The 16,734-nt window shown below is 65.6% G+C and carries 16 protein-coding genes and 1 pseudogene; 6 read left to right on the forward strand and 11 right to left on the reverse strand.

All coding sequences use genetic code 11. The features are described 5' to 3' along the window. The first annotated feature begins 7 nt into the window (after nucleotides 1-7). Both AB0H61_RS29255 and aat read left to right on the forward strand, forming a co-directional pair. The gene (locus tag AB0H61_RS29255) at nucleotides 8-613 is read left to right on the forward strand and encodes a TetR/AcrR family transcriptional regulator (RefSeq protein WP_357310690.1); all 606 of its coding nucleotides are present in this window, start codon (nucleotides 8-10) and stop codon (nucleotides 611-613) included. A gap of 517 nt (nucleotides 614-1,130) precedes the next feature. Then, entirely contained in the window at nucleotides 1,131-1,868 is a 738-nt protein-coding gene (gene aat / locus AB0H61_RS29260; protein WP_357310692.1) for a leucyl/phenylalanyl-tRNA--protein transferase, read from the forward strand. An 89-nt stretch (nucleotides 1,869-1,957) separates the two neighbouring features. Here the strand turns inward: aat and AB0H61_RS29265 are convergent, their stop codons facing one another. The 3 genes from AB0H61_RS29265 to AB0H61_RS29275 all read right to left on the reverse strand — a co-directional run bounded on the left by AB0H61_RS29265 (nucleotide 1,958) and on the right by AB0H61_RS29275 (nucleotide 4,074). Then, nucleotides 1,958-2,686 carry a hypothetical protein gene (locus AB0H61_RS29265; RefSeq protein ID WP_357310693.1) on the reverse strand — a complete coding sequence of 243 codons (729 nt, stop codon included), beginning with the start codon at nucleotides 2,684-2,686 and terminating at the stop codon, nucleotides 1,958-1,960. Nucleotides 2,687-3,055: 369 nt separating this feature from the next. After that, nucleotides 3,056-3,184: a hypothetical protein gene (locus AB0H61_RS29270; protein ID WP_357310695.1), complete on the reverse strand. Its 129-nt coding sequence runs from the start codon at nucleotides 3,182-3,184 to the stop codon at nucleotides 3,056-3,058. Further along, the gene (locus AB0H61_RS29275; protein WP_357310697.1) at nucleotides 3,181-4,074 is read right to left on the reverse strand and encodes an NAD(P)H-binding protein; all 894 of its coding nucleotides are present in this window, start codon (nucleotides 4,072-4,074) and stop codon (nucleotides 3,181-3,183) included. The genes AB0H61_RS29270 and AB0H61_RS29275 overlap by 4 nt, the downstream gene beginning before the upstream one ends. 67 nt (nucleotides 4,075-4,141) lie before the next feature. On the opposite strand from AB0H61_RS29275, the gene AB0H61_RS29280 reads away from it, so the two are divergent. Further along, a complete protein-coding gene (locus AB0H61_RS29280; protein WP_357310699.1) occupies nucleotides 4,142-4,948 on the forward strand; it encodes a LysR family transcriptional regulator in 807 nt (268 codons plus the stop codon). A gap of 102 nt (nucleotides 4,949-5,050) precedes the next feature. Here the strand turns inward: AB0H61_RS29280 and AB0H61_RS29285 are convergent, their stop codons facing one another. Then, nucleotides 5,051-6,604 (reverse strand): MFS transporter, encoded by a 1,554-nt coding sequence (locus AB0H61_RS29285; protein ID WP_357310700.1) that lies wholly within the window; start codon nucleotides 6,602-6,604, stop codon nucleotides 5,051-5,053. 379 nt (nucleotides 6,605-6,983) lie between these two features. On the opposite strand from AB0H61_RS29285, the gene AB0H61_RS29290 reads away from it, so the two are divergent. Further along, nucleotides 6,984-7,811, forward strand: coding sequence for a GNAT family N-acetyltransferase (locus AB0H61_RS29290; protein WP_357310702.1), 828 nt, complete (start codon nucleotides 6,984-6,986; stop codon nucleotides 7,809-7,811). A 103-nt stretch (nucleotides 7,812-7,914) separates the two neighbouring features. Here the strand turns inward: AB0H61_RS29290 and AB0H61_RS29295 are convergent, their stop codons facing one another. From AB0H61_RS29295 to AB0H61_RS29315, 5 genes and pseudogenes are all read right to left on the reverse strand, one after another. Then, a complete protein-coding gene (locus tag AB0H61_RS29295; protein ID WP_357310704.1) occupies nucleotides 7,915-8,856 on the reverse strand; it encodes an alpha/beta hydrolase in 942 nt (313 codons plus the stop codon). Between the two features lie 277 nt (nucleotides 8,857-9,133). After that, a complete protein-coding gene (locus tag AB0H61_RS29300; RefSeq protein WP_357310706.1) occupies nucleotides 9,134-9,607 on the reverse strand; it encodes a hypothetical protein in 474 nt (157 codons plus the stop codon). Between the two features lie 226 nt (nucleotides 9,608-9,833). Further along, nucleotides 9,834-10,886 carry an FAD-dependent oxidoreductase gene (locus tag AB0H61_RS29305; protein WP_357310708.1) on the reverse strand — a complete coding sequence of 351 codons (1,053 nt, stop codon included), beginning with the start codon at nucleotides 10,884-10,886 and terminating at the stop codon, nucleotides 9,834-9,836. A gap of 19 nt (nucleotides 10,887-10,905) precedes the next feature. After that, a complete protein-coding gene (locus tag AB0H61_RS29310; RefSeq protein ID WP_357310710.1) occupies nucleotides 10,906-12,123 on the reverse strand; it encodes an MFS transporter in 1,218 nt (405 codons plus the stop codon). Next, nucleotides 12,120-12,635: pseudogene (locus AB0H61_RS29315) on the reverse strand (flavoprotein); the annotation flags it as partial. The gene AB0H61_RS29310 and the pseudogene AB0H61_RS29315, both read right to left, overlap by 4 nt. A 197-nt stretch (nucleotides 12,636-12,832) precedes the next feature. On the opposite strand from AB0H61_RS29315, the gene AB0H61_RS29320 reads away from it, so the two are divergent. Then, on the forward strand, nucleotides 12,833-13,699 hold the full coding sequence (locus AB0H61_RS29320; RefSeq protein WP_357310712.1) for a metalloregulator ArsR/SmtB family transcription factor: 867 nt from the start codon (nucleotides 12,833-12,835) through the stop codon (nucleotides 13,697-13,699). Nucleotides 13,700-13,724: 25 nt separating this feature from the next. Here the strand turns inward: AB0H61_RS29320 and AB0H61_RS29325 are convergent, their stop codons facing one another. Both AB0H61_RS29325 and AB0H61_RS29330 read right to left on the reverse strand, forming a co-directional pair. Continuing rightward, a complete protein-coding gene (locus tag AB0H61_RS29325) occupies nucleotides 13,725-14,261 on the reverse strand; it encodes a DinB family protein (protein WP_357310713.1) in 537 nt (178 codons plus the stop codon). 437 nt (nucleotides 14,262-14,698) lie between these two features. Further along, a complete protein-coding gene (locus AB0H61_RS29330) occupies nucleotides 14,699-15,310 on the reverse strand; it encodes a TetR/AcrR family transcriptional regulator (RefSeq protein WP_357310716.1) in 612 nt (203 codons plus the stop codon). A gap of 58 nt (nucleotides 15,311-15,368) precedes the next feature. Here AB0H61_RS29330 and AB0H61_RS29335 point away from each other — a divergent pair, with 58 nt between their 5' ends. Further along, nucleotides 15,369-16,337, forward strand: a complete 969-nt coding sequence (locus AB0H61_RS29335; protein ID WP_357310718.1) for a DUF1295 domain-containing protein — start codon at nucleotides 15,369-15,371, stop codon at nucleotides 16,335-16,337. Nucleotides 16,338-16,734: the final 397 nt, after the last annotated feature.

Here is a 16,734-nt window from a genome sequence, read left to right on the forward strand (position 1 = left end):
TTTCGTAGTGACACACCGAGAGGAGATCCAGCGGCGCTCGAGGCCGGGCGGGCGCAGCGCTCGGGTGGTCGCAGCCGTGCGTGAGGCGACCCTCGAACTGCTGTTGGAGCAGGGGTACGACGGTTTCGAAATTCCCGAGGCCGCCCGCAACGCCGGCGTGCATTCGAGCACCATTTACCGGCGTTGGCCGACCAAACAGGAATTGGTCGCCGACACCGTCCTGAACCATATGGAACAGCAGATCCCAATGCCGGACACCGGCTCGTTGGCGCGCGATCTCGAACAATTGTTGCGCGAGGTCGCCGCGGTGCTGGCGCAACCACCGCTGCTCGCCCTGCTGCGCGTACAGGTCGCACTCGCCGACAGCACAGTCGGCGTGCGCGAGGCGAGTCAGCGGTTCTGGGACACGAGGTTCGGGCGTTCCGCCGTCATCGCCGAACGCGCGATAGCGCGAGGCGAACTCCTACCCGGCACAGATGCCAAGGAGTTCAACGAGTTCGCGGTCGCGCCAATCTACCTGCGTGCCCTCGTGACCGGAAGGACCATCGATGACGCCTTCATCCACACTTGCGTGCGCCGAACCCTGCGCGCTTTCGATGCCACGCCGAGCTGACACAGCTTCCAATTCGCCGGACCGATCCGTGTCCTCGGGGACTGGCCCGGATCGCCGGTAAGGGGCGACTCACCCACAGCGACAGGCCCTTTTACGACTGGGACTTCGGGGAGGTCGCCCTCACCGGCCTCGAGTTCTTCAACCCCAACCCTGGATATTGCCCGCCGAAGCTGCTTGCACCCGAGCCCGACAGACACGGTCGCCAACGGTGAGCTCTGATCGCACGGTAATGCCGCGTGGCACACGGTTCGGCCAAACCGCGCCGACCGCCCGATCATCAACGGGCGGAGGCTATCTCGGCATCGGCAACGCACTGAAATGCCGAATCCCGTGCGTACCGAGGTGGCAGGGAAGCTAGCTTTCACGTCCGGGTGCGACCGATTACCGATCGATCAACTGAGTCGCCTGGGCAAGTTCCCGCTCGACGGTTGCCAACTCCGCGGACCGATCCTCGTGCGACGGTTCGTCCCGTCGTCGCAGCCTGAGGCTGCTCGCTCAGGTCGGTAATGTCTGTCCGGTGACCGACGCTACCGACCTGATGCGGATGCATCTGGTCGATCCAGACCAGCCTTTCCCACCTGTCGAGCTCGCGGATCCGTCCGGACTGGTCGCTTTCGGCGGGGATCTGTCGCCACAGCGGCTGTTGAGCGCCTATTCCGCGGGCATCTTTCCCTGGTACAACCCCGGCGAAACGATCCACTGGTACTGCCCGGACCCACGGAGCATTCTGGTGCCGACCGACCTGCGGGTGAGCAAGTCCCATCGCCGATCTGTCGCCAATGCCGACTACGGGGTGACCATGGATCGCGCCTTCGCCGATGTGATGTCGAATTGCGCCGGACCGCGTGACAAAGACGCCGGAACCTGGATCGGCTCCGACATGCTGGCGGCCTACCTGCGGCTGCACCACCTCGGTCATGCGCACTCAGTCGAGGTATGGCGCGACGGCGACCTTGTCGGCGGCCTGTACGGCGTCGCATGCGGCCGCTCCTTCGCCGGCGAGTCCATGTTCTCCCGCGCCCGTGACACCTCCAGGGTCGCGCTGTATTGGCTCTGCGCCCAACTGGCCGCCTGGGATTTCGCCCTCATCGACTGCCAGGTCACCTCCAGCCACCTCACCTCCCTCGGCGCCATCGACCTCTCCCGTGCGGACTACCTGCACCTACACACCCAGGCCGCCGCCCGCCCCGGCCTCCCCGGTCCCTGGCAGTTCGAAATCCCGGTCCCCAACTCCCCCAACCACCTACCGGCGTGAACGATCATCGACAGCGGTCACGCCGACGTAGCAGCGACTCGGCTCTCACGGCGCGCTCGGACAGCCGGACCGGCGGCTGTCGGTGTAGGTCAGCGCTTCAGCTTGGCCACCTGTGCGGCCAGCAGCCGATCCCCGAAAGCGATACTCTCGGCGGGCATTTCGGGTTGGTAGGAGCCAAGTTTGCCGCTGATGTATTCGATCACCGTGCGATTGCCTACCGTCACGAAACGCACCACGGCGGCGGCGGTCATGCTGCCCGTGCTCTTATTGCCCAATTCCCGGATGTAGGGCATCTCCCGCACCGGACCTACCCCGGCGATGTCCTTGACTACCGGCACCTCCCAGTCGATGGCTTGCTCCGATCCGTCGCGATTGCGCACCGAGACGTTCACGCTCGGGCACGCCCGCATGGTCGAGGCCAGCGCATCGGCGTCCACGACCCGGTTCAGCACGGCGATCTGCACGTCGTAGCGCGGCTTGCCGTCAGCGGTCTCGACCCGAGCCAGCGCGGCCGCCAGCGGATCGGCGGTGACGATCGGAATGGCCGCGTTGCGCGCCTCGCACTCCGGGGTGTTCTTGCCCGAGGCCACGCCGACGGTGCCGAGCGCGACGACATCGGCCGCCGGGGGCAGCACGTACGTGATCTCCGGCGTATCGGCATTGCTCACCAGATAGTCGGTCATCGGTCGCGGCGTGACCGTGGTGGTGGGAACAGCGCTGCTGGTCACCGTCGCCGCCTCCTGACTGTTGGAACACCCCGCGGCGACCACCGCCGCCCCCACCAGCAATCCCGCGAAAACCATCCGACAGCACGACATGACGCTCTGACTCCCCCAGATCCGAAACACAACCACTTCGTGTGCTACCGCGGCAGCCTATCCTGCGGTGAATCCGGGGCGATCGCCGGTCCGGCTCAGTGGAACCGGCTCGGCCCGTGCTCTTGACCTCCGAATGCCATGACAACCGTGCACTCGATCAATGCTCCACGGTCGATGCCGATCGCCGCCTGCGGTCCGGATCCGATCACGGTGTCCAGCGTGCTGAATCGAAGTTCCAAGATCGCGTCGGCGCCGAATCGAAATATCCGCCACTGGGTGGGCGATCTGAGCAGTGATATCGACTGTGGTCCAGACCGTCTGATGATGCCGCGGTACTCACGTTCCCGTCATGACGGACACGACCTCACGTCACGTGGACGTCAGAATCGCATCTCCGGATGGTTCGTCCGATGACGTCCCGGCCGTTTGCGCGTACTCGGCGGCGACGGGGAATCCGAGATTGCGCGCCCCGACGATGAGGGCGGTCTTGGCGCTCATGCCCGGACCGCCGGCGCAAGGATCTGCTCGCACCACTCGCGGAAGCTCGTCGGGCTTGTGGTCGCATCGGTGCGCGGCACGCCGTCGTCGAGGCCGTCGTCCTTGGCGCGCATCATATCGACGTAGGCGGTCGCGATCGCGTTCCCGATACCGCGCGCGGTCAGTGCGGCGCGGAAGTCGTCGAGAGACTGCCTCTGGTAACGGATGCGGCGACCGAGCACCTCGGACATGGTGTGCGCCATATCGTTCGGCGACAGATCCTCTGGTCCCAGCACCGCGACCTCGCCCGTCCCCGACCAGGAGCGGTCGAGCAGCAGGCGGGCTGCCGCCGTGGCGATATCGCGGGTGGCGACCATCGGCGCCCTGCGGTCGGCGGACACAGTGCCGGTGAACATGCCGTCGTCTCGGATCGAAACCGCCTGCCACAGTATGTTGTCCATGAACGTCGGGTTCGCCAGTGCCCGATAGGCCACGCCCGTACTCGCGATGAGATCGTCCATCGCCAGCGATGCCGTCACGTGCCCGGCGCGCCCCCCGACGGGAGTACCGCGCCCGAGCGCCGACACGCCGACGACGTGCCCGACGTCGTGGGTGGTCAACGCCTTCGCCGCAGCGCGCGTGAATCCGGAATACGCGGCGTCCAGGCTCGGCGCATATAGATCGGGTGGGGCCAGCCAGAAGACCGCATCCGCGCCGGCGAAGGCCCGGTCCACGATATCGGCATCACCGTGCGATCCGGTGACGATATCGACGCGGGAGCGGATTGCTTCCGGGAGTTTCCCGGGATCGCGCACAATGACGCGCAATTCTTCACTGCAAGTGGATGTTTCGAGAAGGATGTCCAGCAGTCGGCTGCCGATGTGACCGGTGGGAGAGGTGATGACGATCATGCTTCGAGTCTGGTGACGGTTCGTAGCGGCGTCCAAGACCCTTTCCGTGGATTGATACCGTGAAGGTATGGATCTGGATCTGCGCAAGCTCCGCTACTTCGCCACAGTGGCAGAGCACCGGCACTTCGGCCGGGCGGCGGAACAGCTCTACATTGCCCAGCCCGTGCTGAGCCGTCAGATCAAGGCCTTCGAGCGCGAATTGGATTGCGCCCTGCTCGTGCGGACCACCCGCAACGTGGAGCTGACCGCCGCCGGGAAGCAGCTCTACGAGGAGGCGCAGCGGATTCTCGCGGCCGTCGACGCGGCGGTGCGGCGCGTACATGATGTCGACCGCGGCGTGCGACGGCTGGTGGTCGCCTTCTCGCCCGGATTGCATGTATCGGAGGCGATCAGGGAATTCGCGACGCGTCACCCGGACGTCGAAACCGATGTCGTCCCGGCGCGCTGGTGGGAGCCGGACGCACCACTGCGGGACGGCCGAGCCCAGATCGGTTACCTGCGAAGACCTTTCGACGAATCCGGACTGCGCACCATCCCCGTCGGTCACGAACCCAGGGTTGCCTGCATGCCCGCGACCCATCCGCTGGCGTCGCGCCGGGAACTCACCCTGGCCGACCTCGACGGCGAGCGGATGCTCGACGTCCCGACCAGGCGGACGTCGTCACTGGAAGAAAAGTTCGAGCTCATCGCCTCCGGGCACGGCCTGACACTCGTCCCCCTGAGTGCGGCGCGCGCCTACGTCCGCCCCGACCTCGTCCACCGCCCCGTCACCGACGCCCCCGGGGCCGAGACATGCCTGGTCGTCGCCTCGGACCACCACGACAAGCTGCTGCGCGAATTCCTGGACATCGCCACCGCGACGCTGCGGCACTGAATCGGCGACGGGGCCGGTATGTTATGGCATCCGCTACCAGTCGGGGTTCAGTGATGAGTTTCGGGAGGGAGATCGGCCACACCGGAACCCGAACGCACTCGATTATGTGATATCTGCTCGGTGCCATGCCGCGTCGAGTGCGGTGAACGCCGCCGCGGCCAGGATCAGTACCGCGGAAACCAGCAGTGCCACATCGAGTCCGTGATGGAATGCCGCCTTTCCGGTGTCGAGTACCTCGGATACCTTCGACAGGTATTGAAGGTAGGGGGTGATGTCGACGCCCGGGGGGATGCGGCCGCGTTCGACGGCGTCGATGGCGTTGGGTTGCAGCGCGGTCGGCAAACCCAATTCGTTCATTCGCGCCCTCAGATCCGAGGTGAGGAATGAGCTCACCAGTGCCCCGAGCACAGCGACACCGACCGCCGAACCGACCTGGCGCATGGTATTGGTCGCCGCGGCGGCCATGCCCGAGTGCTGCGCCGGCACCCCGGACAGTACGGCCGAGGTCAATGGCACTACGGCGACACCGAATCCGAACCCCGCCACCGCCATCGCGCCTGACAGCGCAAGATCGTTCAGTGGGCCGGCGAGAGCATGGCGGGTCAGCAGTATCCCGGCGGCACCGACCGCGCAACCGATGATCATGGGGGTGCGCGCTCCACGATGTGCCACCCAGAAGCCCGCGCCCAGCGATCCGACGATGATCGCGACGGCCATCGGTGCGAAGACTGTGGCCGTGCGCGCACCCGAATACGACTGCATCACTTGCAGGTACAGCGCGGTGAAGAAGAAGATCGAGAAGATGCCGAAGTAGACGGCGAAGGCGACCACCAGCGCACCACGCACCGCTGGCAGGCGCAGATATCGAAAGTCGAGCATGGGAGCGCGGGCCCGCGCTTCCACGACGAGGAAACCGACGAACGCGATGGCCCCGAGCACGAAGAACGCGATCACCGAAGCCGTGGTGTAGCCGCGATCCTCGCCGGTGATCGCGGCGTAGATCACCGACCCGAGAAAGGTGGCGCCGAGCAGGGATCCGGCCCAGTCAATGGGCCCGGGGTGCGGGTCGGCGCTTTCCGGGACGGACCACTGCGCGGCAGCGAGCGCCACCGCCCCGATCACCAGGTTGAACCAGAAGATCGAGCGCCACCCGGAGGCGTGGACCAGTACTCCGCCCAGTACCGGTCCGGCCGCCATCGCCAGTCCGGACACCGCTGCCCACACACCGATCGCCCTGGCGCGAGTCCGCTCATCCGGAAATATGTGCCGCAGTAGCGACAGGGTGCCCGGTTCCGAGGCGGCCGCGCCCAAGCCCATGATCGCGCGACCGGCGATGAGCACAGGCACACTGGCCGCGAGCGCCGCGATCACCGATCCGGCGCAGAAGATCACCAATCCGACGATCATGACCCGCTTGCGACCCCAGCGGTCACCGAGTGATCCGCCCGTCAGCATGAGCCCGGCGAAGACCACCGTGTAGGCATTCACCACCCACTGCATCAACGTCACGTCGGTACCCAGCTCGCGCCGGATATCGCCGAGCGCGACACTGACGACAGTGGTGTCGAGGAAGGTTACGAACACCACGGCAGCCACCGCTGCCAGCGCAATACCCGGCCGCGCGGCTGCGCCCGGCACGTTGTCCCTAGGCCCCACCGGCACAGGGTACTGGCCGGGCCATCGAGTGCCCGGCCACCGCTTCAGGGTGGGCGCGCCGAGCTCCCGGCGTGGCGCGAGGGTCGGCCCGCGCATCGACTACCGCAAGCGACGACTCGCCCTCGACAGGCAGCAGCTCCCTGGCGATCTCTCGGGCGTCGGCGCCGGCAGCCGAGTGTCCGGGCATCGACCAGTTGTGCAGTGGTGGTTGGCCAGAGTTCGCAGCGGTAGTTGGCGGGGCCGTGAATCGCCTCCTCGGTTTTGCACCAAATCCTTTGCAGGACAGCGTGGTCTGGGTGGACGATGCAGATACGGACACGAGCGGAAGGGATCCATGGCGACTCGACGAGATTGCGGTGATCCCGCAGCCTTTCGTTGCTTGCAATCGCTGGCTCAGCGCATCTGGTCTCCCGAGCGTCGCTTCCATATCGGCGACATCGCATGGGCATGGAACTCGGTCCCGGACGCGAAAGCGGAATTCCGGTTGTCGGTTTGGGAGGAAGACGATGCGGTGCTGGCATGGGCGTGGGTAGAACTGCCCGGTCATCTGGACCTGCTCGTCGACCCGGCCGCGACCAGCCTGCTGCCGCTGGTGCTGGACTGGTTCGAGACAGTAGCCCCGGGGCCGAGGCTTTCGTGCCTGGTGATGGAAGGCGATCGTCGCGAGCGCACGGCACTGACCGGACGCGGCTACACACCGCAGCAGGACGGACCGTTCTTCCGCCGCCACATCCACGACCTGACCGACCTGCCTGCACCGTCCGTGCCGAGCGGCTTCTCCATAACCCATGTCGCCCGCGGCGACGCCGATCGGCGGGCTACAGCACACCGCGCCGGCTGGTCCGACTTCGGCTCCCGGGTCAACAGCGCCGGCTACAACAGGGTCATGGCCGCCTACCCCTACCGCGAGCAGACAGACCTGGTTGTCGTTGCGCCCGACGGTCAATGGGTGGCCTCCGCGCTGGGCTGGTACGACGAGATCAACCGCGTTGGCCTGGTAGAGCCGGTCTCGTGCATTCCGCCGTTCCGCGGCAAGGGCCTCGCCAAGGCGGTCAACATCGCCCTGCTGCACGCATTCCGATCCATCGGAGCCACCCATTCGGTGATCCTGCCCCGCGGCGACCAGGCATACCCGGCACCGGCACGTCTCTACCGGTCCATCGGCTACCAGCGCGGCCCACGCACCGTGCTCTACACGCGGGATTGATACACCCGATGCTTCCTAAGCCGATGGCAGATGTCATCAGGCCACTATCAATGAGACTGGCCAACTGTCGCTGCGAGTCACAGGATGGGCCATCATCCTCGATTCAACGGAGGAAGTTCTCGATCAACGGAATGGTCTCGGCCGGGCAGTCCTCGTGCACTGTGTGACCGCACCCGGGCAGTACCGTGGCGGTCGCGTTCGGGATCCGCGCGGCCAGGCGTTCGGCCTGGTTGGCCGGCAGCCACTCGTCGGCTCCGCCCCACAACACCAGAGTCGGAGCGCTCACCTTCGCCAGCCCGGCGTCGGTGAGTCGGTAGTCGAGATTGCGCCACAGCGCGAGAAAACCGTCGCGGTTGTCGGGGTCCGAGAACTGCGGCCACAACTGGTCGATCATCTCCTCGGTAACCAACTGCTTGTGCTGGAAGGTACCGCGGATGCTATCGGCGTAGAAGTCGCGGGTGGTCAGTTTCGTCACGAGCTCGCCGAGTAGCGGCGTCTGGAACAACGGTGTCACGGGGGCCTTTTCCGCCTCGAGGCCCGGAGAATCGAGCAAAGTCAGCCGGTCGACTCGCTCCGGGTGCTGCTCGGCGAAGTACAGGCTCCACGCGCCACCCCACGAATGACCCACCAGCGCAGCGTGCTTCAGGTCGACGGCGTCGAGGAACGTACCGATGGCCTCGCCCATCGCCGGTAGATCGAACGTGAAGCCGGGACGCTTCAGTTCGGTGTAGCCCTGGCTGGGCAAATCGACCGCGTACACGGTGTGCTGCCGTGCCAGCACGGGAATCACCTCTCGCCACGAGTACTGCCATAGCCCACCACCCGCAATCAGCACGACCGGCGACCCCTGACCGGTCATCGTGTAATGGAATCGGGCCAGTTCGGTGTCGGCGTAACGAGAATCGATCCGGTCGAGGTAGCTCGCTCGGTCGTTCGAACCCGGCGGATTCCAGGCGTAGGCCACTGGCAGCACGATGGCGAACAGCGTGGCAACGAGGGCGGCGAGCCCGAGGGCGAGCCGGCAGGTCCATCTGCGGATCTTCATGGTGCACTCCTTGGTCGACGAGTTGGGCCCTGATTAATGGATGAGTTGTTGCCCTGTGACGTGACATGCTGTGGTCGACCTCACAGCACCGAACCCGGTAGCCGGTCGAGAAATTCAGCGATGCGCGGGGCAATCGCGGCTAGATGGGTTTCCAGGGCGAAGTGGCCGGTATCGAACAAATGGGTGCGACAAGCACTTCAAGACCATCGACGGGATCAGCACAGCACTGCTGTTCCGCGTTCGGAAAACGACCATCCGCCGAACGCGGCTCGTGTGGCTACGCCGCGGCGTTCGCGAGCTGCCGATAGAGCCGCGCCAGCTTCGCGGCGTCTTTGCGATCGAATCCGAACTCCTCGTCCATCTCGTGGGACAGTAGCTCGAGCAAGTCCGCGATCACCGCATGCTGTGCGGGGCGGAGGCCGCGCAGGGTCGTTTCGTCGTCGCGTCGCGCACTGCCGAGAAAGCTGCTGAGAAAAATCCAGAGCTCGAAGTCGTACGGTTGGATCAGCATCAGCTTCAGCACCGCCGGAAGGTAGTACTCGACGGCCTGCGCGGTCATGTACGTGAAGTCTTCCATGTGCAGGCCGGGCAGAAAGCTCGAGCGGTCGATGTCGGCCTGCGACCGGCCGTGAAAATGCGCGATGACGTACGGCGCGTCGATGCTCGGCGGTGCGAGTTCGTCTTCGGTGAGTGGCCGCGAACCCGTGAACACCCGATCGATTTGGTGCGTGACCTCATCGCGACTCTTCATAACCGCCACAACCTACCTCACCATTGCGTGCACGACGTGCGACTGCCACCCGACAACGAGTCGTACGCTAGCTCGGCGACCTGGCCGCCCTGTCCCCCGTTCGACGCGCGATTCCTTCAGGCCGCCAACTACATCCACACCGGGGCGATGATCTGCCGGAACCCGGCCGGTGTCAGCGCTCGGTTCGACGAGGCCATGACGCACTGCGAGGACTGGGACCTGGGGCTCACCCTGCACGGTTGTGCAGCTGGCGGGCCAGGCGGCGGGCGTCGCGGCCGACCCCGCGTAGTGAAGCCGAGGAGAGGCTGCGTTGCCATTCCAGACCGAGGTAGCCGAGTCCGCGGTGGGTGGTCGACAAACCCTTCTTGTGCCGGGGCCGGCCTGCGTCGGTGACGGCACCGATGTGGTTGAGGTAATTCAGGTGTGGCGTGTATCCGGTGGCAAGGATGATCGTGTCGACGTCGGTAACAGTGTTGTTGGCCCAGATCGCAGTGTTGGCTTCGAGGGTCGTGAACATCGAGCGGGCTTCGGGCTGTCGTGCGGCGAGGGCCGATTTGTACCGGCCGGTGTCGAAGACCAGTGCGGTCGGCGGGTGCGGCAGCAGATGGCCGATGGGCAGGGTGTCCAGACCCGTGATCGCGAACCAGAAGTGCATATCGCGGCCGACGGGACGTTGCGGCACGAACTTCACCGGGCTTCGGCTGGCCAGGGTGACGGTGGCGTGTTCGGCGAGTTCGGCGGCGATCTGCACCGCGGAATTGCCCGCGCCGACGACAATCACGTTTTGACCCATATATTCGGTTGGTGTCCGATATTGCCTGGCGTGCAGAATCTTTCCGGTGAACGCGTCTTGTCCGGGCAGCGTGGGAATGTGGGGTGAGCCGAATCCACCGGTCGCGGCGATGAGGCGGGGTGCGGTGTAGCTCGTGCCGGTATCGCTGTGGGCGGTGAAGGTGTGGCCGTCGTGGGTGACGGTGTCGACGTACTGGCTGGTGTGGATCTCGGCGTCGAGGGTTTTCGCGTAGTGACGTAGGTAGTCGATGACCTCGTCGCGGTGGGGGTAGCGCTCTGGGTCGCCGGGGAACGGAAGTCCTGGCAGCGAGCTGTATCTGGCGGGCGAGAACAGGGTGAGGCTGTCGTAATAGTGCGGCCAGGAGCCGACAGGTTCGGCACCGGCTTCGATGAGGGCGACCGATAGCCCGCGCCGACGCAGGTGGTGGGTGGCGGCAAGTCCGGATTGACCGCCGCCGATGACGAGGGCGTCGTAGTCGGTGCTCACGATTAGATGTCCTTGTAGGTCAAGTAGTTTCTGGTTGACGGGGTGTGGCGGCGGTCGCGACGACAGCAGCCGATGCCGCGACAACGGCGAGGACGAGGTAGGTGTGGGCATAGCTGCCCGTCCAGGACGACAGCGCGGTCCCGGCCCACGGCGCAAGTGCCATGGTGATAACCACGGGTGCGGACATCAGGCCGTTGAGACGTCCGTAATGTGTCGCGCCCCAACGTTCAGTGATGGCGACGGCCTGTATCAGGGTCATGGCCCCGCGGATCAGCCCCGCGCCGATCGAGACCGCGATCAGCACCACCACGGATTCGGCCAGGCCCAGCAGTGCGGTAGCGATGGCGGTGGCCGCGAACCCGGCGACAATACGGGCACCAGCGGTGGTGCGCGCGGCCAAGGGCAGGTAGAAGATGCGGCCGAGGACTTGCCCCGCACCACCCAGGCCAAGTGCCAGCGCGGCCAGCGACGGGGAGAACCCACGCTCCAGCAGCAGCGGGACCAGATTGAACACACCGGCGAACGCGGTGAACGCACCCAGGCTCAACGCGACCACCAGTGCAAGAAATGCCGGGCTACGCGAGACCGCGTCGTGGTTGGCGTAGGCGTGGTTCAGGGGTGCGGGCGCCTGCGGCCATGGGCCGCGCAACCCGATCCAATGGGCCGGGATGGTGATCACCGCCAAAACGGCGGCGAGCACGAGGTAGGTTGCGCGCCAATCGGCGTGCTGCACAAGAGCAGCGGTCAGTGGCGCAAAGACCGTACTCGCAAGTCCGGCAGCAAGGGTCAGGATCATCAGCGCCTTGACATGGCCGCTGCCATACCAGCGGGTCAGGGCCGCGAATGCCGGCGGATACAGCACCGCCCCCATGGCCACGCCCGCAACAAGCCAACCGCCATAGAACACCACAAGATTCGGTGCGGTGGCGACCGCGGTCAACGCGGGCACAGCGAGCACGGACCCGGCCGTCATGACGTTGCGGGGACCGGTGCGGTCGATGACGCGACCGATCGGGATGCCGGTGATCGCGGCCGCGAGCTGGCTGAGGGAGAAGGCGGCGGCGATGACCGGCGCGGACCATCCGGTGTCGTGGGTGATGGAGACCGACAGCACCGGGAAGGCGTAGTAGAGGATCCCCCAGCTGGTGATCTCGGTCAGGCACAGCACCACCAGCACCCGCCGAAGACCGGCCGCGGTGAGGGTTCCGGTCCGAGGCTGGATCGTCGTATCGCTCATTGGGCCCCCCGCGAGCCGGCGCGACCCCCGAGCGCGATCAACCGCGGTGACGAGACCGCGGTGCAACCGTCTTCCGAGGCAGCTTCGTCGGGATCATCGAAAACGCCCGCGCCGCCGCAGACTCCGGTTTCGGGCAGCGTCAGCTCGACCCGGGCCGCGGACTCGTGGTCACCGGCCAGCGCGGCCGCGATCGAGCGGACCTGCTCATAACCGGTCATCGCCAGAAATGTCGGGGCACGCCCGTAGCTCTTCATCCCAGCCAGGAACACACCTGGCTCCGGATGCGAAAGCTCCTTCACCCCATGCGGATACACGGTGCCGCAGGAATGCACATTCGGATCGATCAACGGTGCCAACCCCAGACGGATTTCCGACAACCACGACAAGTCCGGACGGAACCCGGTCAACACCACCACCCGATCCACGCCATCGATGCGCTGCCCCGCATCCGATACCAGCGCCACCTCGTCACCGTCGGATTCGATTGCGGCCGTGCGGAACCCGGTCACCACCCGGGCGAACTCGTCGCCCCAGCGGCACGTCTCAGCGGCTGCGGCCAGGCCGATCGGTCCGGCTCCCACTACAACGACGGGCAACTCGTTCATCACCAGAATCCTTTCATCGACGCTCATCGATCAACTGCATATGAACTGTATCGACGAACGTCGATGAAGTGCAACCATCGATGAACGTCGATATAGTGGGTGGCATGACATCCCTGGATATGCCGGTCGTACGCACCATCGACGCCCGGCAGCCCGACTCGTTGTCGACCGACGACGCGACCACCTACGCCGGATGGTTCGCCTGCCTGGCCGACCCGAGCCGGGTGCGGCTGCTGCACCAGGTCGCCAGCCGCCCGGCCGGGGTCACCGTGGGCGAGTTGGCCGCGGCGCTGGGGATCGGGCAGCCGACGGTCTCCCATCACGTCCGCAAACTCGCTGACGTCGGATTCGTCAACGTCCACAAGAACGGCACCTCCACCGTGGTGATGATCAACTCGGCCTGCTGCACCGGCCTGCCGCACGCCGCCGACGCGGTCATGGGCGTACTCACCCCGCGCCCGTGCTGCCCGGCGGATCTGCCCGCCGATGTGACCGTGCGTGCGATGACCGACGGTGACTGGGACGATGTGCTGCGCATCTATGGCGAAGGGATCGCCACCGGCAACGCGACCTTCATAACCGAAGTCCCCAGCCGCGAATCCCTTGACACACAGTGGCTTCCGGATCATCGATGGGTCGCCGAGATCGACGGAGCCGTGGCGGGCTGGGCAGCACTGAACCCGGTGTCGACGCGCGAGTGCTACTGGGGAGTGGCCGAGAACTCCGTCTACGTCGCCGACGGCATGCGCGGTCGCGGCATCGGCAAGACCCTCCTGCACATGCAGGTCATCGCCGCCGACGCAGCGGGCCTGTGGACACTACAGACAGCGATCTTCCCGGAGAACCGCGTCGGCATCGCCCTGCACCACTCCGCGGGCTTCCGCACGATCGGCGTGCGCGAACGCATCGCCCAACTCGACGGAGTCTGGCGCGACACCGTCTTCCTCGAACGCCGCAGCCCCGTCCACTGACAACGGATCTCGTTGGTTCGTCCGTTCACGTGAGCGCGGCGAGGGTCAGTTGTCGGCGATGGTGGTCGTAGTGCTGTCCCGGATAGCGGTAGATGTCGGCGAGGGTCATGTAGTCACGAAAGTACGGATCCCACCTGGTCGGATAGTGCATCCCCCGCGCGAAGTCTCTGTCACGCTCGCGTTCGAGTGATCGCTGTAGCGCATCGATGACGCGGTCGAGTTCGGCGCCCATGCGCCGCCGGTTGTAGTACCGCGCCGCCAGACAGGACCCGTAGTAGTTGACCAGATGAAACGATGGTGTCGCCGTGTCGAGGACGCGGGCGAAGCCACGGCCCACGGGGTCGGGCAGCCGACCGACTACGCGCACCAGGATCAGCAGTCTCCGCACGATCATGTACCCGAACACCATGTGAAACAGCAGTTGCTCGTTGGTCCAGCGCGTTCCGCTCGACAGCGCGTTCCACTCGTCTGCGCGCACGCTGGCGAGCAGTCGATGAAAGTCCGTGCGCGCTCGCTCCAACTCGGCGGCCAACGCTACCCGGTCCATCGGCGGATCGGCCATCGCCTGTACCTCCTGCCTGAGCCTGCATTGTCCCAGTTGAGGCTCGTACGCTGGGGCATTCGGCGTTCGAGGGGGCATGCAATGGCCGAGTTCACCAGTTGTTTGCTTGCTCGTGAAATTCAACTCGCTCATCGGCAGTAGCGGACGGTCGCAGCTCCCCAGGTCATCACAGGGTGCAATGCTCCCAGTCGATCGCGGCGCAGCGAGAGCTTCGAGGCATGGTGGGCGCGAAACTGGGGCCGCCGGGCGGAGCTGGCGTTGCTAGGCGAGGTCCTTCCGGCTGTGCTCGGAGCCGACCCCGGCCACTGGTCGCGCGCCGATATCGATCGGGTCATGGCCGCCGTCGGCTGGCCTACCGCGGAACATGATTCCGGCAACAGGTCGGGTTACGTGGCCGTCGGTGCGGTGGCCGCGTTGTTGATGCGCGCGGAATCCGATTACGGCGGTGACGGGAGTGCGGCCGTCAGCCGGTCACGAAGTGTGGGCCAGTCCAGGTGGGCCTGTTCGGCTCCGGGTACCGCCAGGAGTGCGGTACCGCGCAACGTCGCGAGGGTGGTGAGCAACCATTCGTGGAAGCCGTCTCGCGCCGCAACCTCAGGAACAAGCTCACCAGCCAGATCGCCGACGGCGGTAGTCGCGAGGTTCGCCAGCATGGCCGCGACGTCGGCGAGATCCGCATCGTTGTGGGCAACGGCGTACAGCTCGAGCAGTGCACGGTTTATCGGCAGGTTGTGGACCTCCCACAGCAAGTCGAGCAGTGCCTCGAACCTCCCGGCGCCCGGCGGCAACGGGCCGACCTCGGCCTGCACATCGGCCACGTAGCGTTCGACGATGCGCTCGAGAGCGGCCTTAACCAACGCGACCTTCGTCGGGTAGTAGTGCTGCATCGCGCCCTGGCTGACACCAGCACGAGCGGCCACCGCTGCGGCGCTCAACGCGACGAACCCCTGCTCGACGAGCATCGATACCGTCGCCCTGAGCAGCCGATCCTGAGTCTCCGCTCGTCGTTCGGCTTGGCTTCGCCGTGGCGTCGTCTTGGCTCTGGTCACAATCAGAAGGCTAGTACCACCACTTGCAAGTTACCAACTTATATCTTACCGTTTGCGCATGTCGTCCCCATCGAGCAATGCGCGAGGACTAGCGAACCGCGCCCTCCCATCCTTCGCTTCCCTGGTCGTCCTCGGCGTCATGCTCACCGAGTCAGCACTGCGGGATTTCCTGCTGGTGAACCTCGGCGTCCAGTTCGTCATCTTCGTTGGCGCTGCTTGCATCCCGGGGTGGCGCACTCTCCGGATGTCCTATGTCGACATCGCGTGGCCCTGGGGGCTCGTTGCCCTCGGCGTCCTGACGCTCGCGATGAGTGACAGATCCCCGCTCGCCATAGCTGTGGCCGTCGTCTTCCTGGTGATGGGCGGACGCATGGGTATCGCCGCACTCGCCCTTTGGCGCCACGGCGAACTCGACAATGAGCTGCCGCGCTATCGGTTCCAGCGAAAGCGGTGGGCAAAGGCCACCTTAGGCAGCGAGCGGCTCGACATCGTCGCTGAGATCCTGGTCCAGGCAATCTCGAATATCACCGTCATGGCCGTACCGGCAGCGCTGGTGATCGCGATCGACGGTGCCGGAATAAGCGCAGTCGCAGCGGCAGGCATCATCTTGTGGGCGGTGTCGTGGGTGCTGGAGTCAGTCGCCGACCTTCAGAAACTTCGTTTCGTCCGGTCGATGTCGACGACGAATAGGCGGGGGCATTGCGACGTCGGACTCTGGAACTACAGCCGACACCCCAACTACTTCTTCCAATGGATGCAATGGAACGCGATCATCGTCCTGTGCTTGCCGGTGCTGGGCCGAGCATTCGACGAATTCACGCCCGTCGCGGCGATCGGCGCCAGCATAGGACTGTTCGCGCTGTCGTTGATCATGTACTGGTGTCTCGTATTCTACACCGGCGCTGTCCCGGCCGAGTACTACAGCGCGCAGAAGCGGCCGGGCTACCGCGACTACCAGGCACAGACCAACCGATTCATGCCCGGGTTCCGTCGCCACAACGCTTCCGCCAGCGACACTGTGAGCTGAGGGCGGCAACTTTCGACTCGGTAGCGGCGGGACTCGGCGCCCAGATTCGCAGGGCATGCTCATCCCGGCACGCGCAGTCCGACGATGGCGGAAACGTGTGACCTCCATCGAAGAGTGGAGGCTGGCAAGGACTCCGGTTCACAACGCCTTCGACCACTACCCACAGCCACCCGGCGAGACCCGGAGTACTCGAGTTCGTCGGCGATGGCATCGAGGTCGGTTCGGGTGTAGTCGCGCATGTCGACGGTGCGGGAGATCCTCGGTCACCATCGGCACCGACAAGGCCGTGCAGAACCTGAACATGATTGACGAGAGCGCGTGCGGCATGGCTAATGATCCGTTGACGGTAGTCCGCGCTGAACCGATCCGGTTCTCGCATAACGAAACCGAAGCCCCG

The organism is Nocardia sp. NPDC050710, assembly GCF_040654375.1.
Classification (GTDB): domain Bacteria; phylum Actinomycetota; class Actinomycetes; order Mycobacteriales; family Mycobacteriaceae; genus Nocardia.